Below are 22,495 nucleotides of genomic sequence, written 5' to 3'. Positions count from 1 at the left end.
TCGATGAAGATCTATGTGACGTCACGCCAACAGTCGACCCTTGAGCTCTGGTCACGACTCCTGCCTGTGTCAATAGATATCGAGTTCGTCAATAAAGCTGACCGGTCAGTTCAAGCTGACGCACTCGTGATGTCGGGAGTTTGGGCATTCGACCGGTATGGCGGCAGCCCGAAAAGGGAAGCGGCTCAGGTGCTGTCGAATACTAGGGGTGACGGCCTGCCTGAGTGGATTATTGTCCCGCCATTCCGGCCGGTTGTTCAGCGGGGCAGCAAATTTGTCATCAGGGATGATTTTGAACATGTCAGCCCTGCCTACTATGCGGTTCTCGAATCTCTCCGGATGGCGAGAAGCAGTTTCGGTGATTCGGCTAGCGTTGCACTCGATCTTCCGATGCTCGGGATGGATGATCCGTGCGACGAATCAACCCCAGCCTCCGCTGCTCGTGCGATCGAGGAATTTCTGAGCGAATGAGCACGAGGCCCACGCCGAGGCTGAACCGCACCGGCCAGCCTGGCGCGACCCCAATCGCATGATCGGCGCGGTCCTGGCCTCCACCGGCTCCTCGCTGCTCATCGCCCTGGTGCACTTCCTCGCCCAGCACGTCGAGGTGACCTGGCACTGACACACCGCCGGGGCCGGTCCGCACATCCGCTCGGGGGCACGGACGCGGACCGGCCCCTCCACGGCGCGCGAACACCGGCCCCCGCGCAGCCCAGGCTGGACCGAAACGGTGTCAGTCATCCTCAGCAGTGGCCCCGCCGGGCCGCTCGGTCGCTTCAGTCGCTGGAGGCGGGGATTCCGTCTGGGCCTGGCGGTAGCGCTGTTCGGCGGCGTCACGCTCGGCAGGCGTCAGAATCCAGCAGTCGCACACATGATCGGGGATGAGTTCGGGGTCGGGGTTCTCGCACCACGGGTCAAGGCAGTACGGCGCGACTCGCGTTGTGTCATAGACCATGCGGTCAGCGTGCCTGGTGGATCGAGCGCGCCAGCCGTGCCGTGCTGAAGGCGCGGGGTAGGCGTGCACGAACGGGCGATGAGGCGCCTTCTTGCAGGACCTGGGTGCTGATGCCGCCACCGAGGCGGACGCGGACGGCAACCGGGCGACGCGATGATACCCCCTGGGCATGAACGCAGCCCCATCCGGGGAGGCTCCGGCACGTTGCTGATCAACACCAGGGAAGGAGCACGGTGACGTACAACGGCGATCTGGCGCGGGACTACGCGACGGACCGGTGAGGACGAGCGGACCGACGCGGTCGGCGAGGGGCTCGCAGCGGTCGCCTACGCCCTGCTGGAGGTCGCCGCAGCGATCCGCGAACAGACCGAGGCGCGGCGGTAGCCGACGCGGGGAAGGGGTGTCCGGTCTGCGCGGCCGGGCACCCCTTCTTCATGTCACGGGTGGGAGATTGCGCGGTCCCGGGATCCTGCGATCGCGGCGGCCGGCTGGCCTGCGGCCGGTCAGCATCAGGCGCCGGACGCGGGGGCCGGGACATTCGGCCCGGCCAGGTCGTCGAGGTGCTGCTGCATCTCCGGTCGGGACAGCCCCTGATCCTGAATGAGGTACTTGTCCGGCAGCTTCTGAGCCGGTACTCCCCAGGCGAGCGCGCGGGCGCGCGCGCCGATGTCCCGGGTCACCAGGACCAGCTCACGGGGCTGAAGCATCTGGCGCAGTGCGGCGGCCTGGGCGATGATCTCGTCGTCGTTGTTCGGCAGCCGCTGGTGGCCCGGCTCGTCGGTGAGGACCCGCACCAGGGTGCCGTCATTCAGCGTGCTGAATCCTTCGGCATCGCTGGCGTTGAGGAGGTCCTCCAGCAGGGTGTAGACGCCGCGCGCCCGTTTCCGGACCCTTTCCGTCTGGGAGTAGGCCTTGGTGTCGATCTCGTCGACCACCACGAGTGGGATCACCACAACGGTGCCTGGGCCGTACTCCTTCCGCCACGGGATCGTGTCGAGGCGGACGTAGTGGAGCAGGTCGTTGGTGTCCAGCACCACCGACAGGCCCTCGTGGCGATCGAACCTTGCTAGGGTCTGGCGCAGATCGTAGGTGGTACCCGTGAAGAAGAAGCGCAGCTCGTCGAGTTCGGTCCTCAACAGCGCCAGGGTCCGGTCTAGCTGGTAGGGATCCTGCGCGCCGGAGTTGATGATGTGACCGTAGCGGTCGCCGCGCAGCCGGGCGCGCAGCCGCGTCAGGACCTCGTCCTGGAGCGCTCCGGCCCGGGCCAGCAGCGCCCGGCCTGCGGCGAAGTTGCCCTCCGGTCCCAGGTCGTCGCCGTCCGGCATACCGGGCAGCGGGAACTCCCGCGTGGCGAAGGCCGGTGCGAGGTAGGTACCGATGACGGGGATGCCGATGGCCTCGCCGGCCGCCTGGCTGAGCGATGCGGGGCCGAACGCGGTGAGCACCAGGTCGGTGCCGTCCGCCACGGCCGCCACCACGCCGTCGGCGAGCCGGTCCAGGAACTCCGTCGTCGCCGCGCGCACCTCCTCCGGCGACGCCGCCCGGGTCCTGGCGCGGATCAGTTCGTACGGGTCGCCCGGCAGTGACCGATAGCCGAGGCCACACCCATCGACGAGCGAGGCGAAGGGCGGGTGCGCGGCCACAGTGACTCGGTGGCCGACGTCCAGCAGGCGCCGTCCCAGGCCTGTGAAGGGTGCGACGTCCCCTCGCGAACCGGCGGTGACGATCAGAATCCGCATGTGATGATCCTCCTCGGCGAGTTCCGCCCCGAAGCGCGCTGGAGGGCAGCGGTCGCCGTGAACGCTAACGGCTCCTGCGTGGTGGAGGTTCAACCGGCTGTGATGCACGACACGCAAGCGCACGGCACACAAAGCGGGAACACGGTTGGCATCGGCGAGCTGGCCGCACGCACCGGGCTGCCCGTGAAGACCATCCGCTACTACTCGGATATCGGGCTGCTGCCCGAGAGCGGACGCAGTCCCGGCGGCCACCGCAGGTACAACACGGACGCACTGTCGCGGCTCCGGCTGATCCAGCGCCTCCGTGCACTCGACACCCCGATCGCCGCGATCGCCGCGGTGATGACGGGGGAACACTCCCTGGCCGACCTCGTCACCCGCGAACTGGACACCGTTCAGGCGCAGCTGCGAGGGCTGACGTGGCGCCAGGGTGCGCTGCGGGCCCTGGACGGCTGCCCCGAGCCGGAACGGCTGCGCCGCCTCGCCCTGCTCTCCGAGGTGGGCAGCCCCGACGAGGCCCACGACCGCCTGGTCCGTTACTGGCAATGGGCGCTCCCGGCCGGCCTGCCGCGCCGCCTGGCCCGGGCCGTCATCGAAGGCGCGGTGCCCGAACCACAGGCCAGCCCGACGAGCACGGCCGTCCTCGCCTACGCCGAACTCCACGCCCTGGCCACCGGAGACGGCCGGCGCCGCCAACCGCAGAGCCGACAGGTCGGCGATGTCGCGTCGTTCTACGCCGGCATCATGGACGCCTGCGAACTGGCCGCCGAGGCCCTGGCCTCCGGCGGCCAGGCCGGGAACGCCGAGGCGCTCGGCCACTTCGTGCGCACGTACGCCCGCATCGGCGGACACGACGACACCCCGGCGTTCCGCACCCGGTTCCGCCACTCCGCGCATCCCGGCTCGTTTCCGCTGCGCTACTGGCGACACGCCCTCACCGTCACCGGCGAGGCCCCGCCCCAATCCATCGCCACCGGCCCCGGACACCTCGCCGCTTCCCTTGCGGCCCTGCACCAGCAGGTCACCGGCCTCCCCCTGGCTGCGGACCACCCGCCTGGGCCCTGAACCGTGATCCCCATGCCAACCCCCGAGAGATCAGTCCATGGCTGATCGTCAGTCACGCGCCGGGTCCCCGGCGACCAGCCCGCCCTTCGAGAGAACACCCCCATGCGCTCCGACCCCATGTCGCCAAGCAGCCGCCCATCCCGGCAAGTACCCCGGTGACGCCAGCCGGTCGGCGACGAGGCCGCGAACACGACCTGGTGGCCGGCGGTGCGAAGAGCGTGGGCCAGCGGCACCATCGGGAACAGGTGGCCGACGGCCCCCGGCCCGGTGAACAGCACGCGCAGGGCAACCCCTCACTCGTGATCGGCCGATCCGGTCGCACACTTCGCATGCGAAGGGAAATCTAGCGGCACATTCGCTGGCCCGCCCCTTGCCGCGCCATGGCCCGGAGCCGGCCACGTCCAGCACGGTCGCAGCAAGGCATTCGCCCTGCGGGCGGCCCAGGCCGGGTGATGTGTATCACTTCGGGCGGGCCCGTGCAGCAAGGAGCGGCGATGCGCCGTCATGGGCGCGGGAACATCAAAGGAGGAGAGCATGAGTGCATCGGCATGCGGCTGGTGAGGCTGGGCAGGCGCGACAGGGATGCGCGCAGAATCGACTTCGTCGAATTCGTCCAGCAGCGCTCGGCGGCGCTGTTCCGGACCGCCTACATCCTGACCGGAAGTCAGGACAACGCGGAGGACCTGCTGCAGGAAGCCCTGGAGAAGGCGTGCCGGCACTGGAACCGGATCGCCGTCGCGGACTCGCCGGAGGCATACGTCCGCCGGATCGTGGTGAACCTCGCCAACGACCGGTGGCGCAGGCTCCGCCGGATCGGCGAGCGTTCGCCCTACACGGAGCACGCCGACCCCCGCGATCCGTACCGACTGGTGGATCTCCGCGACGAACTGGTGCAGGCACTGCATGCCCTGCCGATCGGGATGCGCACCGTCGTGGTGCTGCACTACCTCCACGACATGGGGGACCGGGAGATCGCCGAGACGCTCCGGATCTCACCCGGCTCCGTACGCTCGCAACTCGCCCGCGGCCTGGCCAGACTGCGCACCGCGGCGCCCCAGCCCGAACCGCCTCCGCCCGCACCGGACGGCCATCAAACCGTCCCGCTGTCCCAGTTCGAAGGTGCGTGATGACCCCGTTTCCGCCCGACAACCAGACCGGTCACCACGGCCCCCTGCCGGGCCCCGACTTCAGAGAGGCACTGATCCAGGCCATGGACGACTTCGCGAACGACGCACACCCCCCCGCCTTCGACGGCCCCGCCATCTTGCACCGCACTCGACGACGGCGCGCCCTCGCCGCCGTCACGGCATCGGCGGCCGCCATCGCACTCACCGCAGGAACGGCCTTCGCCCTGCACGACTCCGACCGGCCGACCCGCCACAACACCGCCGCCGCTCCCGGTCTCTCCGCGACCGCGTCCGCCGTCCCGAACACCCCCTCACCCGCCCCCGGCACCACCACCGCCGCGTCCCCCGGCGCCCCCATGGGAAGCGGGACGCCGTCACCCGGCCCCCCGGTACCGGGCAACGCCTCCGTCACCATCCCCCCGGTCCTCGGCATGACCCAGGACCAGGCCGAGAAGACCATCATCGAGGCCGGACTGAAGATCGGACGCATCCAGAACTTCACCGACTGGAACACCCCGGCCGGGGCAGTAATCAACACGGAACCACGGCCCGGTACCACCGTCACCTCGGACACGGCCGTCATCCTCTTCATCTCAAAGGGCAAACCCTGAACACGCCCAACCGGTGCCGGGCTTCAGGCCCGGCGCCCGGCGGTGGTGGCTGAAGTTCGAATCGTTCGCGCCTTTCAGCAGCGCTGGATGCGATCGAGAAGCTCGGACAGCCCGGCAGGGCAGCACAGCGATGAAGCATTCCCTGGGTTCACCCGGCGCCCAGTGCGCCGATGTGGGCGAGCAGCGAAGCAGCGCCGTCCTCTGCGGCGATCCCGCGGGCGAGTTCGGCCGCGCGGTGGCGGTGGACCGGCTCGGACAGGCAGGCGGTGATCGCGTCGCGGAGGGCTTCGGCGGTGAGGTCCTGGAACGGCAGGGGCCGGGGGGCAACTCCTAGCTGGTGCAGCCGGGACGCCCAGAACGGCTGGTCGGCCATGACGGGTACGGGCAGAGCGGGTACTCCGGCCCGCAGTCCGGCTGCGGTGGTACCCGCCCCGGCGTGGTGGACGACGGCGGCTGCACGTGGGAACAGCCAGTCGTGCGGGACATCGCCAATGGCCAGGAGATCGTCACCGCAGCCGCTCAGCTCACCCCAGCCCGCCTGCACCACCGCACGTACGCCTGTTCCCTTCACTGCTGCGGCCACCAGCTCACTGAGCCGTTCCCCCTGCCCCACTGCCATGCTGCCGAACCCGATGAACACCGGGGGCGGGCCGGCCTGGAGGAAGTCGACCAGTTCGGGCGAGGGCTGCCAGCGATCCGGCCGCGCGGGCCACCAGTAGCCCGCCACCTCGACCCGGGACGGCCAGTCCTCGGGGCGCGGCACCACCAGTGGGCTGAAGCCGTGGAAGACCGGCCGGATGTCCCCCGCTGCCGAGGGCGCGGCGGCGGGCAGCCCGAGGCGGGCACGCAGCCGGGTCACCGCACCCGCGAAGACCCCTTCTGCGCGTCCCAACACGTCCCGGCCTGCGGCGAGGTTGCCCTCCGGCCCCAGGTCGTCGGAGTTCCGTGCGTTGGGCAGCGGGAACTGCCTGGTGGCGAAGGACGGTGCGAGGTAGGTGCCGATGACGGGGATGCCAAGCGCTTCGCCGGCCATCCGGCTGAGCGGTGCCGGGCCGAAGGCGGTGAGCAGCACGTCGGTTCCCCCTGCGACCGCCTCCGCCACCCCATCGGCGAGCCCGTCCGCGTACGCCCTCATCATCGCCTGGGCCTCCTCCCGCGAAGCAGCCCGGGACACGTCTCGGATCAGCCCCTGCGGGTCTCCCGGCACAGGCCGATGGTCGAGACCGCACCCGCCGACGAGTGCGGCGAAGGCCGGGTGAGCGGCCACGGCGACCTGATGGCCCGCGTCCAGCAGGCGGCGCCCCAGGCCGGTGAAGGGCGCGACGTCTCCTCGTGAACCGGCGGTGATGATCAGAATGCGCATGGAGCGATTCTCCACGGCGAAGGCCGCCCGGTCACCATCGCCGGCCAGGGCACCCTCAACCCAGCTGGCTACTGCAACCCCGAGCGCATGCGCTGTCGCTACTCATGAACATCGAACACCGCCACGTCGGCGTGCTGCTCAAAGCCGCGTACATCCGCTGTCGAAACTCGAAACTCGTGAACAAAGCCAAACGGACGTCGGCGGGGCGGCGCAAGGTGGCGGAGGGGTAGTCGGCAGGCCAGAATCAGCACCTCATCTTCGTCACGCAGCCTCGATGATGAGGGCGATGCCGTCGAGGAGCGGCTTGAGGCCGAACTCGAACAGCGTGTCCAGATCGAGATCGTAACCGTCCTTGCAACTGCTCGCGATCCTGGTGAATACGGGGTACCGGGTCGCCGCAGTGATCGCCGCGAAGGCGGGGGCCTGGTGGTCCATCCACTGCTCCTCGGACAGGCCAGTAGCGGCCTCGGCCTGGGCTTCCCGTTCCAGGTGCACGGCGATCCCGTGGATGTAGCTGTAGAGCAGGACGTGCAGGTCGAGCATGGTCTCCGGGCCAAGGCCGTGGCCGTCGAGGGCGGCGAGCACCCATTCCGCGTGGGCCATCAGGGCCGGAAGCATCAGGGGGCGGGTGAGGGAGCCGACCTGTGCGAGCCAGGGATGCCTGCGGTGGATCCTCCACAAGGTGCGCGCACCGAGTTCCAGGCGGGCCTGCCACCCCTCCGGTGGCTCGACCGGGTAGGTCTCCTCGCCGAACGCCGCGTCCGCCATCAGGAGAACCAGGTCGTCCTTGCTGTTGACGTACCGGTAGGGGGACATGGCGGCGACACCGAGCCTGGCGGCAACGCTCCGCATTGACACCGCGCTCAGCCCTTCGCCGTCTGCGATGTCCACCGCGGCGCGGACGATCCGCTCGCGGCTCAGTTCGTGATCGGAGGGGGCCATGGACGGAGGGCGGCGCTTGGACGGGGCACGGTGCTCCACCGGCGCCGCGCTCTCTCTGGCCGCCACCACGGTACCGACCCGGGGACGGGCCTCAACCAGCCCTTCCAGGCGGAGCACGGTAAGGGCCTTCGTGGCCGTGGCGAGCGCGACTCCCCACTCACGGGCGATCTGCCGTGTCGACGGCACGCGCTCACCCGGGGCGAGCTCCCCCTCGGCGATGCGCCGGGCGATCTCGTCGGCGATGCGCCGAAACGGCGGGTCGGACTGCGAGGCCATGCTGTCGGCTCCCTGAGAAATTTCTTTCGCGCCATCGAATCTGTACTAGTTCAGACCCTACCAGCGCGGGAGGCTGAAATGACCCTGTTGTCCTAGAGCAGAACGGGGAGAACGGCAGTTGGCGGCACCGCGCGTACGTCGTACATTCAGGGCGCGTACAGCGTATGAAGGAGCTTGTATGAAGACTGTGCTGATCTCCGGCGCCGGTGTCGCCGGGACCGCGCTCGCCCGTTTGCTGCACCGCGACGGCGTCGCCGTGACGGTCGTGGAGCACGCCCCGGGCCTGCGGCCCGGCGGCCAGGCGGTGGACATCCGTGGCGTCGCACTCGATGTCACTGAGCGGATGGGACTGCTGGACCAAGTCCGGGCCCACCGCACCCAGATGCGCGGCATGTCGGTGCTGGATGGCGATGGTAGGGAGATCGACCGCTCCACCGAGACGACCTTCAGCAGTGGTCGGCTGGCCAACGACGACATCGAGCTGCTGCGTGAGGACCTGGTCCGCTTCCTGCACGAACAGGCCGGCGCCGACGTCAAGTTCGTGTTCGGGGACCGCATCAGCGCGCTCGACCAGGACGAGGACGGGGTACGGGTCGCCTTCGAGCACGGCCGCCCCCGGAGCTTCGATCTGGTCGTGGGAGCCGACGGCCTGCACTCGGCCGTGCGACGGCTGAGCTTCGGGCCCGAGGAGCAGTTCACCCGCCACCTGGGCATGCATCTGGCGATCTTCAGTGCAGAGAACTTCCTCGCCCTGGACGACTGGCAGCTGTGGCTCAGAGACGGCGAGGCCGGCTACGGCATCTACCCGGTGCGCGACAACACCCAGCTGAGGATCACGTTCGGCTTCGCAGCCGAACCGCTTCCCGCCGGCCACCGTCACGCCGAACAGCACAAGCAATTCGTCGCCGATCGGATGGCGACGCTGCGCTGGGAGACCCCGAGGCTGCTGAAGGCCCTGCGGGAGGCAGACGACTTCTACTTCGACGCGATGACGCAGGTCCACATGGACCGCTGGTCCAACGGCAGGACCGTCCTGCTCGGCGACGCGGGCTACTGCGCCTCTCCGCTGTCCGGCCAGGGGACCAGCCTCGCTCTCGTGGGAGCCTACGTACTGGCCGACGCCCTGCGACGCACGGGCGCGCACCACCGCGCGGCGTTCGCCTGCTACGAGAAACGCATGCGTCCGTTCGTCGAGCTCAACCAGGCACTCGCCACCGAGAATCCCGGCGGACCGGCTGCCGAAGCCTCCGTCGAACGGGCCAAGAACGCGATCGCACTCGACGACTGACTTCTCCGGCAACCTCGCCACCGCCACGATGCCAACCGACACGCTGTGGGACCCGCCTCTCCAGCCAACGTCTCCCACCCGGCCAGTTGCATGGCGATTCCTCAGGCGGGCTGCGACTGGCCTGCGCAGCCCGCCCTTCGCACCAGTACAGCAGCGACAGAGCATGCTCACTCAACGTGATGACTGGCTGACTTCAGCCTCGAATACGCGACACCTCAAAATGCGGGCTTACCAGTCCCAACGCCGATGACCACGCGCAGTTCACGGCGCCGTCCGGTGCCGCGCACCGGACGGACGAACGGCAGGTCGCAGACGACGGCGCAGCCGGAGCGGCCGGCCTGGCGCGATCCGGGCCGGATGCTGGGCTCGGGGTTGTCGAACACCGGCTCCGGCGACACCTGCCGGCGTGACCGCCGGCACCCGCGGGGTGTAAACCGCACCGGCCGAGTCCGGTCGGACCGGATCGGTACGGCAGTGCCCGGGCAGGGGGTGGTCGCCGGGCACCGCCGTCCTGCGACCGGCAGGTACCCGGGCCAACGAGCGGACACCCGATCCGTCACACCCCAAAACGCTGCCCCGGGGCCGACCGAGTGCCCGCCCGGCCCTTGGCGGCGTGTGTTGCCCGCCGCCTTGGGCCCGCGCGCTCACACTGGGCGGACAACATCCGTCCACAAGAAGGCCCGTGCCGGTGGAGACCACGGTGTGCATCGCCCAGCAGCCCGAGGCCGACGCCCTGCTCACCCGCAGCCCACTGGCCCTGCTGGTCGGCGCGCTGCCGAACCGGCAGGCCGCGACCGAGTGGGCGTTCACCGGACCCCTCGTCATCGCCCGGCGCATGGGAGCCGAAGACCTCGACGCGCACCGAATCGCGCCGTACAGCCCGCCGGAGTTCGCCGCGCTGCTGGCGGCCCCGCCCGCCGTCCACGACTCCCCCTCGGTGGACGCCGAGGACAAGCTCTGGGTGAACTCCGTACCGCGCGAGGAGCTGGCGAAGTTCACCTTCGAGCCGGTCCTCGGCGGGCTCAAGGTCCTGTCGGCGAAGGGCCACGCCTGGCATGCCTCGCACCGCGGCACGCAGATCGAACTCAGCAAGCCCAAGGCGGAGTTCCAGGAGACCTGGACCCTGGAGTACGTGCGCCCGATCGGCGAGGAGTAACCGCCCGGAGGACACGGTGAGGGCGGCCGGCGCAGACCTCGCGCCGACCGCCCCCACCGCGAACGCCCCTCGGCGAGGAGAAGCCGTTCAGACCGAGCAGTGCCACACCCTGCCCGGCGGCACGCAGGCGCGCGCCGTGACCACCACCGGCACCACGTCGTCCCACACCCGCCAACCGCCCTCATTTCGATGGTCGAAGACGGTCCACCACACGCCCGCCCAGCAGCCGGCGGACAAGTCCGCGACAGCCGGCTGCCGACCCGGTAGGCACGGCACCACCAGTGCGCCGTCCGGTCGACCGGCTCCTCCTCGGCGAGGGCCGGATCTCTGTCGCGGACCCTCGCGCGGAAGTCTCGCCAGAGCGCCGGCTCGGCAACGTGGTCGGCATCCGGTGAATCACTTCCCACCGGCTCTCACCTGGGCGGATGAGGCTATCGGCAAGGGCAGGGCAGTTGAGTGCACCCGCCTGCGGCAGGCGCCCTCAACTACTGGCTAGGGAATGCTGTGCTCGTTCAGGAGGTGCTGGGTTCCGGGGCTGGCCTATGGATGGCCTCGGGAAGTCCCACGGCCAGCACCGCGTCCTGGCCCTCCTGCCAGAACTGCAGCCCAGTGACGCCCGGTGCTGCAATTCGGTGACGCCTGCGCTGCAACTCGTTGTCACGGGCTACCGGCTGCGGCCTCGGTGAGGACGGGATCTGGCGGTCTGGTGGCGTCAGTCGATGTCGAGGACGCCCCGGTCGATGCCGGTGAACTCGACGTCGAGGACAGCAGCCAGGACAGCGGCGAGGACGGGGCGGCCCAGTCGTTGGCGCCTTGCGGCTGGTAGAGGAGGGCGATCCAACCGGCCTGGCCCCACGGTCCCTCGGGCAGGGGTGCGGCCCATCCGATCGGCGTGTTGTGGTGGCGCAGCTGGAGGACGCCCTGGGCGTCGGGGGTGTGCCAGGAGCCGAGTTCCCAGCCGGGGCCGAAGGTGAGGACCGCACGGTGGCGCCGCTCATCGAGGTCGGGAAGGTCCTCCCGGTAGCCGTCGGCCACGGCCCGGAGTTCTTCGGTCGTCCGTCCGGGAGCGTCCCGCCACCACGGCGCCACGAGGCACAGCTGCACCAATTCCGGCAGTCCGAGGGCAAGCGGGCCGGCCTCACCGTCGAGGCTCACGTACACCACCAGGCGTTCCTCACCACCCTCGCCAGCGAAGCAGAAAGCGTCTCCTGAACCCGCCCGCGCGAACTGGCCGGGTGGGCGGGGTGGACGGCGTGGGTGGTGGGGTGCGGGCGGCGGCGAGGTACTGCGGGATTCCGGCGGTGACGCCGGCTGCGGCCTCCAGGAGGAGCGGGTCCTCGATGGGGCGCTCCAGCAGGGCCTGGGCGAGGTGGAGCGCGGACTCGAGGACGGCGGCCGGGGTGAGGTGGCGCAGCGCGGCGATGGCGTCGACGGCGGCCTGCTGGGTGGCCTGGGGCGGCTGTGGGCGGGCCGGATGGTCCGGGGCTGGTGCGGGACGGGTCCAGGGTGGTTGCTGGCGGCCGGGTGGGCGGTGGAGGGCGTCGCGGGCGCCGGGTCCGAGGCCGAGGCCGCGCCGGGCGGCCGGGGTGCTGCTCAGCAGGTAGCGGCGCACGCTCACGTCCACCCCCCATTTCGCCGACCTGGCGGGCCATGACCGGCCCGGCAGCCTGCCGTACGACGGCGAGGGTCCCACGACAGTCGGCGCGAGGACCCGCCAGGCGCGGCAGGTCACCCCGGCGCTCAAGTCCCGCGGTGGGCTCGTCCAGAAGTGGCGGGGTGCACCCCCTACAGCGCACACGCCTCCGGGCCCGCCGCGGCACCCCGGAAGCCCCGGAGTAAAAGCCGATCTCCAAGGTGTTCTGCTCGGCCAAGAAAATCAGCGGTTCCATCAGGTTGCCCCACAGCGGGTCGATACCCGGGTCATCAGCCTCCGTCAGCCGGCACGCGGCCGCCTGCCCGGTCCAGCGGCGTGTCCCGGGCAAGGGTCAGCAAGGCGGGCTCACGCTCCACGGTTCAGGCACGCCCACCCGCACATCGAGCTCCCACAGGACGCATTTCTCGTCGGGCCGGGCCACGAGTGACCACGCCACGGCCGTCCGATGTAGCTGTTCCCGCATCGATCCTGCGCGTTTCGCATTCCCGGGGAGTTCACCACCCTGGGGATGGTGATGCAGGAATTGTCCGTAGCTTGCCTGGCAGAAGGCTGCGTAGCGTGCGGTGCACAGAATCAGCCCGTGCCACGCCTCGTCCACGGCTAATGAGGGCATGCCGATGATCTGCTTGTCCAGCAGGGCCGCTCCGCAGCACCGTAACCACTGCCGTAGTCCGGTCTCGACAAGCTCCCGAGGCTGAAAGGGACAGGTCTTGTAGACGGCAGGCGGGAGTTCAAGCGCGTCGACGGCGGACTGCATGCGGTCGAGCCGTCGTGAGAACCGTCCTTGAATCACGCCGCATCTCCGTCCTGGATGGCCGCATTGGCAGCGGTTTGTGTCAACCGCTCTGATCGCGGCGAGGCACCGGTGCAGCCGACCATTTAGCTGCCGCCTCCGCCGCAACCTCCGCCGCAGCCACTTCCGCCTCCGCCTCCGCCTCCGCCTCCGCCTCCGCCGCAACCTCCGCCGCAGCCACTTCCGGCGCCACCGCCTCCTCCCCCGCAGCCACTTCCGGTGCCACCGCCGCTGTCACCGCCTCCGCTGTCACCGCCGCCGTTGTAACGCGATCGCCTGTTGGCATCGTCCTGGTTCGAGGAGAGCCGGCCGATAACCATGACGACAGCCCAGATGATTCCGGCCCAGATCAGGATGTCCATAAAGGTCATTTTTCTGTTCCCTTGTACAGCGATCGGCTTCCATGTGGGGAGGTTAGCGGCATGAGAAAGCGCTCGACTTGGACAAGATCGTCCCACCGTCACAGAGGGAGGTCTCCCTGATGGAATTTGCCGGGAGTGTTCTTGGCGGCGATCGTGGGCTCGGTGGCGACCTGAGTGAGGCTTCCTTGATCGCAACGTCTACCTGCGATGCCCCGTCCTGGGCCTCCCAGGCCCGGCCGAAGCGGCCAGACCTCAAACTGGAGATCAGCCGGTACTTGCCACCGAAGATCTGGCCTGGGCCTGCCTCGTGAGCCATTGGTCCCCCGGGCTCTGGTGCTGCCGGACAGTCAGATCTGAGACTACGCAGTGCGTACCGGCCAGACCAGGGATCGGCAGAACCGATTGGAGATACGCCAGCGGCGGTCACCGCTGGAAGGCGACGGCCTGCTCGGCCGCACTCGATCGAAGGGCAGCGCCCGAACACCTGCCGTGCCGGCGTCGACCAGGTGCGCCTCGGCGGCGCGGAGCAGGGCGCAAGCCTGCATCACCGCACGGTTCGCGTCGTCGGCGACGGGGTCGGGCGCCCAGCACGGCAAGGGCTTGCTGCGGCTGCTCCCGCTCCTGCCGTCGCGGACACACCCGGCAGGCCTACGGGCCTGCGACGGACGGAGGCGGGGCGCAGCTCGGCCGGGTTTGGGAACGACGGGGATGCGTTCCACAAGGGCCCGGCCGGTGGGAGGCCGGCAAAGCAGCGTGGCCGGTGGCGGGGTCGCCCTCTCGGCCGCACGGGTGTGCGACCTACGATGGGCCGGTGTCCGACACCGTTTTCCCCGCTGACCGGCTCGAACTCCAGCGCCACTGGTACACCGCCGAGGCCGACTGGGCCGCCGAGGCGACCGAGGAGCAGCGGGCCGTGTTCGCTGCGGTCGGCGCCGAGTTGTACTCCCACGAGCACTGGGCAGGGGTGGGGAACCGGCACAAGGCTGAGATGAAGCTCAAGCAGGCCGCCCACCCGGACACCGCACTGGAACCGGCGGTCTGACCCGCCGGTCGGCCCTTCCCCGCGTGCGCCTGCTCCCGGGCCGGACGACGGTGAAGGGGGTCGGGCGAGCGCGTCGGGAGGCATCGGTGGCGGATGGCGTCGGGGCCGAAGAGCCGGACGAGGCGCACCGCCGGCCGCCCGGGGTGGACGACGCGACCATCGAGGCGCTGGGGATGCCGGCGAAGGCGCTGGAGTACACCGAGCGGGCCCGCGGTCACCTGTACGCGGTGCACCACATGACCGGCGGCGCCGACCGGATGCTCGCCGAGGCGGTGCGGATGCTGCGCCAGGCCGGGCACGAGGAGCAGGCCGGCCTGGTCGAGCGGGAGCTCCTGGGCCGGGACGTCGTCCCGGGCATGTGGACCTACCAGCTGATCGAGGCGTACGACCGGACCTACTACCGCGTGTTCACCGCCGTCGAGGAACAGGTCCGCCAAGGCCTCGCCGCCGGCCGCCGGCACCTGGCCGAGGCCGAGATGTAGCAGGCCGCCCGCCGCCGCAGGCGCACCGCCCCGTAGACCCGCGCTCCGAGCGTCCGGGAACGGAGCGCAGCCGGCCAGGTCCTGAGGGAGCAGGGGGGCGTTCCGCGGGGACCCGGCCGGTGGGAGGCCAGCAGCGCCGGGGTCACGGCGCTGCTGCTCTGCTCGGCGGCCCGGTGGTGTGGTGTGGTGGGGGAGCCGGGCATGGACGAGGACCAGGAGCAGGCCGGCCCGGTCGACGAGGCGCTGATAGGGCTCTTTGAATTTCCTCACCCGGTGCTCAGGTGTTGGCCAGACCCGCTCGCGTAGTTCCTCACGCTGCCGCGTCCCCGTCGAGCACGGCTTCGCGCACCTGAAGACCTGGCGCATCCTCACCAAACTCCGCACGGGCCCCGCCCGCGCCACCAGCCTGCTCCGCGCCCTGCTCTCGTCCTGACGAACCTCGAACTCGACCGCTGACAGACGATCAAGACCGAAGACAGCCGCCCACGACCAGCACGAGCACCCACGAACCCCGCCGCACCAGCGGAAACCAAGATGGTGGATCTTCAGTGAAGATCCGACTGGACCTCGGTCAGTCGATGCCTTCGACGATGCGGAAGTCGCGCTCGACGCCGTCGGAGAGGGCGACCAGCGCCTCCTGGTAGGCCGCGCTCTCGCGCGCCGCGACGGCCTGCTCGAAGCTGTCGAACTCGACCAGGATGGTGCGCTCGGCGATTCCGGCGTCATGCGCCACGACCCGACCGCCGCGGACGATGGTCCGGCCGCCCCCGGCCTTGACGGCCGGACCAGCCAGCTTGTTGTAAGCAGCCAGCTTCTCAGGGTCCGAAATGGTGCGGTAGACGCTGACCCAGTATCCCTTGGGCATGGCACCTCCAGTGTTGTAATAAGTGTGTCTAGCTTACGAGTTGGTCTAGAACGGGCGTCGGCGGGCGAGAGCGAGGCTTGTCAGCGTCGTGATCGCCATGGCGCCGATGCCGACCAGCGCCGCGGTGGTGTAGGCGCTGTCGTCGGGGAAGAGGTGGCCGGGGCCGGTGCCCGCGGCGAGGATCAGGCCGCCGATGGCACTGCCCAGGGAGTACCCGACGCTGCGGACGACGTAGTTGAAGCTCATGGCGCTCGACGTCTCGCTCCTCGGGGTGACGGCCAGGATGACGCCGGGCATCGCGGCCGAGAAGCCGCCGACGCCGAAGCCGAGCACGCCCATCGCCGCGAACAGTTCGGCCAGGTCTGACCGGGCCGCCGCGAACAGGGCGAACCCGCCGCCGACCACGACGGCACTGCCGGCCAGGAGCAGGGGGTCGGCGATCCGCGTCCGGACCCGCGGCGTGAGCTTGCCGGCGACGAACCCCAGCACCGAGAACGGGATGAGGACCAGCCCGGCGACGAAGGTCGTCAGCCCGAAGCCGTAGCCGGCGCCGTGCGGCGTCTGCGCGTACCGGGTGATGAGCGTGAGCAGGAGGTACATGCCGATCCCGCCGACGAACATGGCGAGGTTCGCCCCGGCGACCGCCGGGTGCCGCACCGCCCGCACATCGACCAGGGGCGTCGTGCTGCGCAGCTCGATGACGGCCCAGACGCAGAGGAGCACCACCGCGACGACGGCGAGGCCCGCCGCCACGGCGAGGTGCCGGCTCCACAGATTCCGTTCGCCGGCGAGGAACAGCACCAGGAGCAGCGCAGCGGCCAGGACGACCGCGCCTGCCACGTCCACGTGGGCGGAGCGGCCTTCGGGGGCTTCGGGCATGGAGCGCCACGCGGTCAGGAGGGCGGCGGCGGTGACGACCAGGCCGAGGCCATAAGCGGCCCGTACCCCGCCGAACTCGGCGAGCAGTGCGGCCAGCGGGTAGCCGACGCCGGCCCCGATGATCGAGACCACCGAGATCAGGGCGATCACGGCCGCGCTGCGCTCCTCGGGGAGGTGGTCCCGGGCCACGCCCATCATCAGCGCCGTCAGCCCGAGCCCGACGCCCTGGGCCGCCCTGCCGGCCAGCAGCCACGCGAACGGCAGCGGCAGCACGGTGAGCGCGCTGCCGGCGACGACGACCGCCAGCGTGGCGAGGATCGTGGCCCGCCGGTGCGGGCCGGCTCCGAGCCGGCCCAGGACCGGCGTGGCGACGGCGCCGCTGAGCAGCGCGACGGTCAGCGTCCACTGCGCGCTGCCGAGCGAGACGTGGAACGAGGTCGCCACGCTGGTGATGAGCGGCGTCCCGAGACTGGCGACCGCCGCCACGACCAGAGCGATGAACATCAGGGCGGGGACCAGCAGCCGCGCCTCGGAACGCGCTACCGGGAACGTCTCCACCGCGACCGCGCCGACCGGCTGCCCGGTCACTGCTTCGGCCCTTCGCGGTCCTGGCTTTCGAGCTCTGCCAGATGCGTCAGCGCCGGAAGGGCCGCCACCAGCGCCTCGACCTCGTCGCCGGTGAGCTCGCCGATCAACCGCTCGAACGCGTGGACGCCCGCCTGGCGCCGCGTCCGGACATAAGAGGCACCGGCCTCGGTCAGGCACACCAGCGTGACCCGCTTGTCGGACGCGTCACCCCGCCGCTCGACCAGGCCGGACTCCTCCATCACCCGGACCAGGGTGGTCATCGCGGGCTGGGTGACGCCCTCGACCGCGGCCAGATCGGTGATGCGCCGCGGTCCGGTCCGGTCCAGGGTGGCCAGGGTGGCGGCGGACGTCAGGCTCATGTCCCGGGGCAGGCGTCTCGCGGCCCTGGTGGCCAGGCCGTAGAGGGCTGCCCCGATGGCGGCGGACGCGCCAGGAGCGGTGTCTTGACGACTCATGCTCGAAGCATAGCATTTTTATATTCATAGTTTATGGAAATGGTCGACTGGCGCGGGCTGCGGAAGTTCTGCTCGGCCGAGTGCCGGACCGCGTCCCGCCACAGCGAGGCCCAGATGGAGACCCGGACCTGCCCCGTCTGTGACGACCCGTTCCAGGCCGGCAAGACCGTCCGCACCGTCTACTGCTCGATGGTCTGCCGCCGCGAGGCCGAGCACCGCCGCGACCAGGCCCCGGACGAGGAACGAGCCCGCCGTCTCCGACAGGCACGACCCTCCGCACCACCGGCCCGCATCGTGTCCCCTCCGCCGCCGACCCGCACCGCCTCACGGCAGCAGACCCCGGTCCGAGACCCCCTGGAGCCGACCGCGACACGCGACTGCCCGCACTGCCAGCAGCCGATCACCATCGTCGCGCTACTGGCCACCCCGGAAGCCGCCCGGCCCGTCATCGGCCGCATGCGTCATCGGCCGCATGCCCGGCGTTCCGCCACTGCGGAGAGTGCCGTGACCTGACCCGCTGACCACCCTCGGGGCCCCCGCTCCCCACCCTCCTCAGACCGTTGAACAGTCCAACCAACTGGGAACGGAGAGCATGCCTGGCCGTTTTCGCGGATCCTCATCAGCGCGGGCCCGGGAGCTGACCGAGCAGCTGCGCACCGCGATCGAGGACGTCCGAGCCGCCGTCCTGGTCCTCGCCCGCCGGGTCCGTGCCGCCCACCAGGCCCGGGTGTGGACCGTCCTCGAGTACCCGTCGTGGCCGGCGTACGCGCTCGCCGAGTTCGGGATCGGCCGCTCGACCGCGTACCGGCTGCTCGACCTGGCGGCCGTCGCCGAGGCGATCGAGGACACCGTGCAGGCCGAGCTCGTGGTGTCCCACGCGTGGGACACCACCGGCCTGGTTCTGCCGGTGCGCACGGTCGTCGACCTCAAAGGCCGCACCGCGGAGCTCACCGACCTGATCGCCGAACGCCTCGCCGACACCCACCAGGACGCCGACGGCGCCGCGCTCCCGGCCGAGATGGTCGGCGGCATCGTCGCCGCCGCGGTCGCCGAGGTCCGCGCCCGCCCCGACATCCCGGCCGCCGAGCTGGAAACCGGACCCGCCCCGGACGGCATCACCGCCGAGGCCTGGCGCCGTCATCTGAGCGTCGGCCGCGACGCGCTCACACAGCAGCGTGCCGCCCAGCTCGGCATCGGTGCGCTCGCCCTCGAAGTCGTGCCGACCTACGTCTCCGACCTCCAGGCCGAGGACGCTGGTCTCGCCCGCCTCGCGAACGACATCGGCATCACCACCGAGGAGATCCTCGCCTGCCGCCGCTACGCCCTCTCCGGGGACGTCCGGGCGATGGACGGCTGGTAGAAACCCGCAGGACAGCGGCGGGGGCTTCTACTTTTGGGCCCTCATGTGAGGGCCCAAATTTGAAACCGCCGCAGGTCACGGCCTGCGGCCGGGACGGCAGGACCAGTCAGATCTGCCGGTCCGGGTCGGAGAACGTCAGGCCGCCGGGCGAGAGGCGGCGGCGGGCCGGGGCTGGCACGGCCGTGGTCTCGCCGGGCGGCTGGCGGAAGTCGGCACCCTGCTCGACCGGCAGCAGCCGGCGCCCGCCGGACTGGGCGGGCACGGGAGCGTCGACGGCGGACTCGGAGAAGCGCAGGGAGAGCCTGCGACGGTCGCGGTCAGTCATGATCACCAGTCTCGCAGCCCGAACGGGGCTGGGTAGGCCAAAGCGCTCTCATCGGTGGTAGCGGTCTGGCCCCAGCCCCGCCTCTGCGCGGCCATCGTCGACCGCCTGACCTTCGGCGGCAACATCATCGAGACCGGCACCGACTCATACCGCCTCGCCACCACCCGAGCCCGGCAGGAGCAAGCATCCTGACCGACGCCAGGTTGATCCAACCGAGCGAAAGGGCAGGACATGGCGATGCATCCCGGGATCGCGGCGCTGGCACAGATCATGCCAACCGACACCGGCATCGACGAGCAGATCGACTGGGCGGGTGCCGAGCATGAGCTCGACACCCGCCTGCCTGCGGACTACAGGTCCTTCCTGGAGACCTACGGCGCCGACGGCATCAACAGAGTCGCCTACATCCTCCGTCCGGTCCCGGCCCCGGACAGCCTCTACGCCGAAGGGAGCATCGCCGAGGACACCCCAGGAGCCCAGGACACCTGGCACCATACTCCCGAGTACCGGCGCCCCGATGTCGCTCCCGAGGACATCATGATCTGGGGCCGCACCCCCGGCCCCGACATCCTCTGCTGGGTCACCACCGGAGAGGACCCCAACCAGTGGCCCGTCCTCGTATGCGGCCGGCACACCAAGTCGCGCTGGACGCTCTACCCCTGCGGCATGGCCGAGTTCCTGATCAACTTGGTGACCGACCAGTACGACGACGCCATCAGCATCCGTGACACGCGCCCGCCGCGGTTCCTCCACTGGCGCGAAGAAGAGCGGCTCATACAGGCAGGGATCTTCGACTACTACCCCGAAGTCTGACCACCCGACACAGCCACACCAGCCGCTCTCGTTTCTCACCAACATTTGCAGGGAGAAGTTCGCCTCAGTGCTCTCAGAGGACGTTAAGTCCGTTTCTGGTAGCGGCCGCGTCCGGGTTGGTCGAGGAGTCCCTGACGAACGAGTCGTCCCAGGCGGGAGCGGGTGACGTTGATCGAGGGCTCGTCGGTGGGCAGCTCGAGGAGTTCGTGGAGGTCGCGAACCCGGAAGACCCGCCCGGGGTGCTCGTTGAAGGCGGTCACGATGCGCTGGTAGACGGTTGCGGTCTCCGCAGGGGCCGGTTCGTGCTCGGGCAGGGTGAGACTGTCGATGACCTTGCGGGTCGCGGTGAGCTCGGCCAGGCGGGCCTCGGTCTCGACGAGGCCGGTGGTCAGCCGCTCGATCTGCTCGCGCAGGCTGTCGGCTCGTGCGGCGGTCTCGTCGTGTTCGGCCTGCAATCGCCACAGGAGTTCGGTGACCTTCATGCGGCCAGCTCTATCTCGTCGCGCCAGGCGGGGCTGGGGGTGGTGAGGCGGCGGAGCATGCCCGCGGTGGAGGCCCAGTAGACGCGGGAGGCGGCGTTGTCGGGCCGGTGGTCGTAGTCACGGGCGAGACGCCGGTGGAGCATGAGGGTGCCGTTGACCTGTTCGACCACCCACCGCTTCGGTTGCGGAACGAAGCCCTTGCCCTGGTCGTCGGGGTTTCGGCGGACCACCTCGACGGTGATGTCGTTCACCGCCCCGTGGATGATCACGGCGTCCTTGAAGCCCTGGTCGACCAGGGCCTTCTCCAGGCGCATCCCGCATCGTTCGGCTGCCTGGTCCAGCAGGGCGATGCCGGCCTCGTTGTCGTGCGCGCTCGCGGCGAGGATCACCACGCCGATGACCAGGCCCAGCACATCGACGGCCAGCCCCCGCTTCCTGCCGGGCGTCTTCTTGTTCGCGTCCAGTCCCGTCGTCTCCTTCGGCACCCCCGCCGCCACGCGGACGGACTGGGTGTCGATGATCACCAGGGACGGGTCCTCTAATCGCCGGGCCCGCTCCCGCACCTGGCAGCGCAGGATCTCCTGGATCCGCTGGTCAAGGCCGTCCTGGCGCCACAGGGTGAAGTAGTAGAACACCGCCGACCAGGCCGGAAAGTCGTGCGGCAGAAGCCGCCACTGACACCCCGTCCGGTTCTGGTAGAGCAATGCGTTCACGACCTCCCGCAAGTCGGTGGAGCCCGGATCCCCGGTCGCCGAGCGCGACACCCGCTCCTGCTTCCATGTGGTGACCAGCGGCTCGATCAAGGCCCACTGCCTGTCGGACAAGTCCGTTGAGTACGGCATCCGTTCCATGCCCCAACAGCATCATGCACACGACACGCGAGTCAGCCTGAACGACTCCGTACACACGAACGGGCGACACCAGATCATCCAGAAACGGACTTAACGCCCTCTCAGCGTTCGCCCACAAGTGCTCTCAGATCTCACCTACGCAGCCAGTCACCAGCATGACGTCGGAAACCGCACCAGGATGACGCCAGACCGACCGCTACCACATCTGACCAGGCATCAGCCCACAGGACAACACGACAAACCGCTGCCGCTCACCACGACAACGAAATGCAACTTCACAGCGTGCGCTTGGCGAATGTGACTGCGGCTCGTCGGCAGGGCCGTCTGCTGCTCGCTCACGCGGTGCGGTCCTTGGGCGGGTAGAGCTTGGCGTGCTGCACCCGGTCTTCCCACCACGGATCGGCGGGGGCGGAGACCAGGGCGGCCATCAGCTCCCGCTTGGTCGGGGCGGGCAGCACCAGCGGGCCCAAGTCCCGTGCGGTGCATACCTGTTCGAAGTCCGGGCACTCCAGCCGGTCCGGGCCGGCCGTCTCCCGCAGCTCCAGCTTCGAGCCCTCCTGGCCGCCGATCGATCCCCGGCACGTCCAGCACGGGCGCAGCACGGCGTTGGCCGTGCGGGCGGTTTCCAGTTGTTCCTCCGCCTCCCGTTCCAACCGTTCCTTCCGCTCCAGGCCATGGTGGGGCCGGCACCAACCAGCCCCACCACCGACCGCGGCAGCCTTCATAGCAGGTGGCAGCAGAGCTTCACCGAACAACGACATCGCGTTTCAACGCCAACACGCCACCATCTTTCAGCAGCTTCACGCCCTGACCAGCACCAATCACGACACCAGCCACTGAAAACAGGTGACGCACCACTACTGCATGCCACACGCCGCATATCACGAGACACTAGCCTGCGCGTTTCACTTGGGGCCGTGTCCGGATCATGAGCGGGAACGCGAAAGTGCCTTCTGAACTGGGATGATGAGGCTTGTCTAAGGTCTCTGTCAGCCCAGCAGGAAGGCACTTTCTACGTGCAC

General features: G+C 70.0%; 23 protein-coding genes and 2 pseudogenes. 12 read left to right on the top strand and 13 right to left on the bottom strand.

Translation table 11 applies throughout. The features are described from left to right. The first annotated feature begins 3 nt into the window (after positions 1 to 3). Positions 4 to 471, top strand: coding sequence for a hypothetical protein (locus KS423_RS07760; RefSeq protein ID WP_224276506.1), 468 nt, complete (start codon positions 4 to 6; stop codon positions 469 to 471). Positions 472 to 1,464: 993 nt separating this feature from the next. Here KS423_RS07760 and KS423_RS07755 read toward each other — a convergent pair. Next, positions 1,465 to 2,694, bottom strand: coding sequence for a PIN domain-containing protein (locus KS423_RS07755; protein WP_224276504.1), 1,230 nt, complete (start codon positions 2,692 to 2,694; stop codon positions 1,465 to 1,467). Positions 2,695 to 2,796: 102 nt separating this feature from the next. On the opposite strand from KS423_RS07755, the gene KS423_RS07750 reads away from it, so the two are divergent. From KS423_RS07750 to KS423_RS07740, 3 genes are all read left to right on the top strand, one after another. Further along, complete coding sequence (locus KS423_RS07750; RefSeq protein ID WP_224276502.1) at positions 2,797 to 3,759, top strand: MerR family transcriptional regulator; 963 nt, start codon at positions 2,797 to 2,799, stop codon at positions 3,757 to 3,759. A gap of 548 nt (positions 3,760 to 4,307) precedes the next feature. Further along, complete coding sequence (locus KS423_RS07745; protein WP_224276500.1) at positions 4,308 to 4,886, top strand: SigE family RNA polymerase sigma factor; 579 nt, start codon at positions 4,308 to 4,310, stop codon at positions 4,884 to 4,886. Beyond that, on the top strand, positions 4,886 to 5,497 hold the full coding sequence (locus KS423_RS07740; protein WP_224276498.1) for a PASTA domain-containing protein: 612 nt from the start codon (positions 4,886 to 4,888) through the stop codon (positions 5,495 to 5,497). The genes KS423_RS07745 and KS423_RS07740 overlap by 1 nt, the downstream gene beginning before the upstream one ends. Positions 5,498 to 5,645: 148 nt before the next feature. Here KS423_RS07740 and KS423_RS07735 read toward each other — a convergent pair whose 3' ends face one another. Together KS423_RS07735 and KS423_RS07730 are read right to left on the bottom strand one after the other, a co-directional pair. Continuing rightward, entirely contained in the window at positions 5,646 to 6,860 is a 1,215-nt protein-coding gene (locus KS423_RS07735; RefSeq protein ID WP_224276496.1) for a glycosyltransferase, read from the bottom strand. Between the two features lie 261 nt (positions 6,861 to 7,121). Continuing rightward, positions 7,122 to 8,078, bottom strand: coding sequence for a TetR/AcrR family transcriptional regulator C-terminal domain-containing protein (locus tag KS423_RS07730; RefSeq protein WP_224276494.1), 957 nt, complete (start codon positions 8,076 to 8,078; stop codon positions 7,122 to 7,124). 178 nt (positions 8,079 to 8,256) lie between these two features. On the opposite strand from KS423_RS07730, the gene KS423_RS07725 reads away from it, so the two are divergent. Both KS423_RS07725 and KS423_RS07720 read left to right on the top strand, forming a co-directional pair. After that, positions 8,257 to 9,366, top strand: coding sequence for an FAD-dependent monooxygenase (locus KS423_RS07725; RefSeq protein ID WP_224276492.1), 1,110 nt, complete (start codon positions 8,257 to 8,259; stop codon positions 9,364 to 9,366). A 688-nt stretch (positions 9,367 to 10,054) separates the two neighbouring features. Beyond that, entirely contained in the window at positions 10,055 to 10,522 is a 468-nt protein-coding gene (locus KS423_RS07720) for a hypothetical protein (protein ID WP_224276490.1), read from the top strand. A 963-nt stretch (positions 10,523 to 11,485) separates the two neighbouring features. Here KS423_RS07720 and KS423_RS07715 read toward each other — a convergent pair. The 3 genes and pseudogenes from KS423_RS07715 to KS423_RS07705 form a co-directional block, all read right to left on the bottom strand. Continuing rightward, positions 11,486 to 11,752: pseudogene (locus KS423_RS07715) on the bottom strand (hypothetical protein); the annotation flags it as partial. Further along, complete coding sequence (locus KS423_RS07710) at positions 11,697 to 12,140, bottom strand: hypothetical protein (protein WP_224276488.1); 444 nt, start codon at positions 12,138 to 12,140, stop codon at positions 11,697 to 11,699. The pseudogene KS423_RS07715 and the gene KS423_RS07710, both read right to left, overlap by 56 nt. A gap of 367 nt (positions 12,141 to 12,507) precedes the next feature. Next, on the bottom strand, positions 12,508 to 12,933 hold the full coding sequence (locus tag KS423_RS07705) for a hypothetical protein (protein WP_224276486.1): 426 nt from the start codon (positions 12,931 to 12,933) through the stop codon (positions 12,508 to 12,510). Positions 12,934 to 14,142: 1,209 nt separating this feature from the next. Between KS423_RS07705 and KS423_RS07700 the strand changes: the two genes are divergently transcribed. Together KS423_RS07700 and KS423_RS07695 are read left to right on the top strand one after the other, a co-directional pair. Next, a complete protein-coding gene (locus KS423_RS07700; protein ID WP_224276484.1) occupies positions 14,143 to 14,373 on the top strand; it encodes a hypothetical protein in 231 nt (76 codons plus the stop codon). Between the two features lie 86 nt (positions 14,374 to 14,459). Next, positions 14,460 to 14,855, top strand: a complete 396-nt coding sequence (locus KS423_RS07695; RefSeq protein ID WP_224276482.1) for a hypothetical protein — start codon at positions 14,460 to 14,462, stop codon at positions 14,853 to 14,855. A gap of 571 nt (positions 14,856 to 15,426) precedes the next feature. On the opposite strand, the gene KS423_RS07690 is transcribed toward KS423_RS07695, so the two are convergent. The 3 genes from KS423_RS07690 to KS423_RS07680 are packed head-to-tail and all read right to left on the bottom strand — an operon-like array spanning position 15,427 to position 17,546. Next, positions 15,427 to 15,720 carry a DUF1330 domain-containing protein gene (locus tag KS423_RS07690; protein WP_224276480.1) on the bottom strand — a complete coding sequence of 98 codons (294 nt, stop codon included), beginning with the start codon at positions 15,718 to 15,720 and terminating at the stop codon, positions 15,427 to 15,429. Positions 15,721 to 15,765: 45 nt separating this feature from the next. Next, positions 15,766 to 17,187: an MFS transporter gene (locus tag KS423_RS07685; protein WP_224276478.1), complete on the bottom strand. Its 1,422-nt coding sequence runs from the start codon at positions 17,185 to 17,187 to the stop codon at positions 15,766 to 15,768. Next, a complete protein-coding gene (locus tag KS423_RS07680) occupies positions 17,184 to 17,546 on the bottom strand; it encodes a MarR family transcriptional regulator (RefSeq protein ID WP_308020148.1) in 363 nt (120 codons plus the stop codon). The genes KS423_RS07685 and KS423_RS07680 overlap by 4 nt, the downstream gene beginning before the upstream one ends. A gap of 135 nt (positions 17,547 to 17,681) precedes the next feature. On the opposite strand from KS423_RS07680, the gene KS423_RS07675 reads away from it, so the two are divergent. Further along, positions 17,682 to 18,155, top strand: a complete 474-nt coding sequence (locus KS423_RS07675; protein WP_224276474.1) for a hypothetical protein — start codon at positions 17,682 to 17,684, stop codon at positions 18,153 to 18,155. Between the two features lie 79 nt (positions 18,156 to 18,234). Next, the gene (locus KS423_RS07670; RefSeq protein ID WP_224276466.1) at positions 18,235 to 19,002 is read left to right on the top strand and encodes a hypothetical protein; all 768 of its coding nucleotides are present in this window, start codon (positions 18,235 to 18,237) and stop codon (positions 19,000 to 19,002) included. Between the two features lie 106 nt (positions 19,003 to 19,108). Here KS423_RS07670 and KS423_RS07665 read toward each other — a convergent pair whose 3' ends face one another. Then, entirely contained in the window at positions 19,109 to 19,327 is a 219-nt protein-coding gene (locus tag KS423_RS07665) for a hypothetical protein (protein WP_224276464.1), read from the bottom strand. Positions 19,328 to 19,402: 75 nt separating this feature from the next. On the opposite strand from KS423_RS07665, the pseudogene KS423_RS07660 reads away from it, so the two are divergent. After that, positions 19,403 to 19,519, top strand: a pseudogene (locus tag KS423_RS07660) (AAA family ATPase); the annotation flags it as partial. A gap of 39 nt (positions 19,520 to 19,558) precedes the next feature. Beyond that, positions 19,559 to 20,140: an SMI1/KNR4 family protein gene (locus KS423_RS07655; RefSeq protein WP_224276462.1), complete on the top strand. Its 582-nt coding sequence runs from the start codon at positions 19,559 to 19,561 to the stop codon at positions 20,138 to 20,140. A gap of 83 nt (positions 20,141 to 20,223) precedes the next feature. Here the strand turns inward: KS423_RS07655 and KS423_RS07650 are convergent, their stop codons facing one another. The 3 genes from KS423_RS07650 to KS423_RS07640 all read right to left on the bottom strand — a co-directional run bounded on the left by KS423_RS07650 (position 20,224) and on the right by KS423_RS07640 (position 22,126). Continuing rightward, on the bottom strand, positions 20,224 to 20,622 hold the full coding sequence (locus tag KS423_RS07650) for a hypothetical protein (protein ID WP_224276454.1): 399 nt from the start codon (positions 20,620 to 20,622) through the stop codon (positions 20,224 to 20,226). After that, on the bottom strand, positions 20,619 to 21,473 hold the full coding sequence (locus tag KS423_RS07645) for an IS5 family transposase (RefSeq protein ID WP_224276452.1): 855 nt from the start codon (positions 21,471 to 21,473) through the stop codon (positions 20,619 to 20,621). Before KS423_RS07645 ends, KS423_RS07650 begins: the two co-directional genes overlap by 4 nt. Before the next feature lie 335 nt (positions 21,474 to 21,808). After that, positions 21,809 to 22,126, bottom strand: coding sequence for a hypothetical protein (locus KS423_RS07640; RefSeq protein ID WP_224276450.1), 318 nt, complete (start codon positions 22,124 to 22,126; stop codon positions 21,809 to 21,811). Between the last annotated feature and the right edge of the window lie 369 nt (positions 22,127 to 22,495).

It is taken from the genome of Streptomyces sp. LS1784 (assembly GCF_020103755.1).
Taxonomy (GTDB): Bacteria; Actinomycetota; Actinomycetes; order Streptomycetales; family Streptomycetaceae; genus Kitasatospora.
The sequence above is the reverse complement of the archived record's forward strand: the minus strand, read 5'-3'. Positions and strand labels throughout refer to the sequence as shown.

What these genes read in the sequence shown, in the direction of transcription:
- KS423_RS07760 (WP_224276506.1), top strand. Translation starts at nt 4, where the DNA reads ATGAAGATCTATGTGACGTCACGCCAACAGTCGACCCTTGAGCTCTGG.
- KS423_RS07755 (WP_224276504.1), bottom strand. Translation starts at nt 2,694, where the DNA reads ATGCGGATTCTGATCGTCACCGCCGGTTCGCGAGGGGACGTCGCACCC.
- KS423_RS07750 (WP_224276502.1), top strand. Translation starts at nt 2,797, where the DNA reads ATGCACGACACGCAAGCGCACGGCACACAAAGCGGGAACACGGTTGGC.
- KS423_RS07745 (WP_224276500.1), top strand. Translation starts at nt 4,308, where the DNA reads ATGCGGCTGGTGAGGCTGGGCAGGCGCGACAGGGATGCGCGCAGAATC.
- KS423_RS07740 (WP_224276498.1), top strand. Translation starts at nt 4,886, where the DNA reads ATGACCCCGTTTCCGCCCGACAACCAGACCGGTCACCACGGCCCCCTG.
- KS423_RS07735 (WP_224276496.1), bottom strand. Translation starts at nt 6,860, where the DNA reads ATGCGCATTCTGATCATCACCGCCGGTTCACGAGGAGACGTCGCGCCC.
- KS423_RS07730 (WP_224276494.1), bottom strand. Translation starts at nt 8,078, where the DNA reads ATGGCCTCGCAGTCCGACCCGCCGTTTCGGCGCATCGCCGACGAGATC.
- KS423_RS07725 (WP_224276492.1), top strand. Translation starts at nt 8,257, where the DNA reads ATGAAGACTGTGCTGATCTCCGGCGCCGGTGTCGCCGGGACCGCGCTC.
- KS423_RS07705 (WP_224276486.1), bottom strand. Translation starts at nt 12,933, where the DNA reads ATGCAGTCCGCCGTCGACGCGCTTGAACTCCCGCCTGCCGTCTACAAG.
- KS423_RS07690 (WP_224276480.1), bottom strand. Translation starts at nt 15,720, where the DNA reads ATGCCCAAGGGATACTGGGTCAGCGTCTACCGCACCATTTCGGACCCT.
- KS423_RS07680 (WP_308020148.1), bottom strand. Translation starts at nt 17,546, where the DNA reads ATGAGCCTGACGTCCGCCGCCACCCTGGCCACCCTGGACCGGACCGGA.
- KS423_RS07675 (WP_224276474.1), top strand. Translation starts at nt 17,682, where the DNA reads ATGGTCGACTGGCGCGGGCTGCGGAAGTTCTGCTCGGCCGAGTGCCGG.
- KS423_RS07670 (WP_224276466.1), top strand. Translation starts at nt 18,235, where the DNA reads ATGCCTGGCCGTTTTCGCGGATCCTCATCAGCGCGGGCCCGGGAGCTG.
- KS423_RS07665 (WP_224276464.1), bottom strand. Translation starts at nt 19,327, where the DNA reads ATGACTGACCGCGACCGTCGCAGGCTCTCCCTGCGCTTCTCCGAGTCC.
- KS423_RS07655 (WP_224276462.1), top strand. Translation starts at nt 19,559, where the DNA reads ATGGCGATGCATCCCGGGATCGCGGCGCTGGCACAGATCATGCCAACC.
- KS423_RS07650 (WP_224276454.1), bottom strand. Translation starts at nt 20,622, where the DNA reads ATGAAGGTCACCGAACTCCTGTGGCGATTGCAGGCCGAACACGACGAG.
- KS423_RS07645 (WP_224276452.1), bottom strand. Translation starts at nt 21,473, where the DNA reads ATGGAACGGATGCCGTACTCAACGGACTTGTCCGACAGGCAGTGGGCC.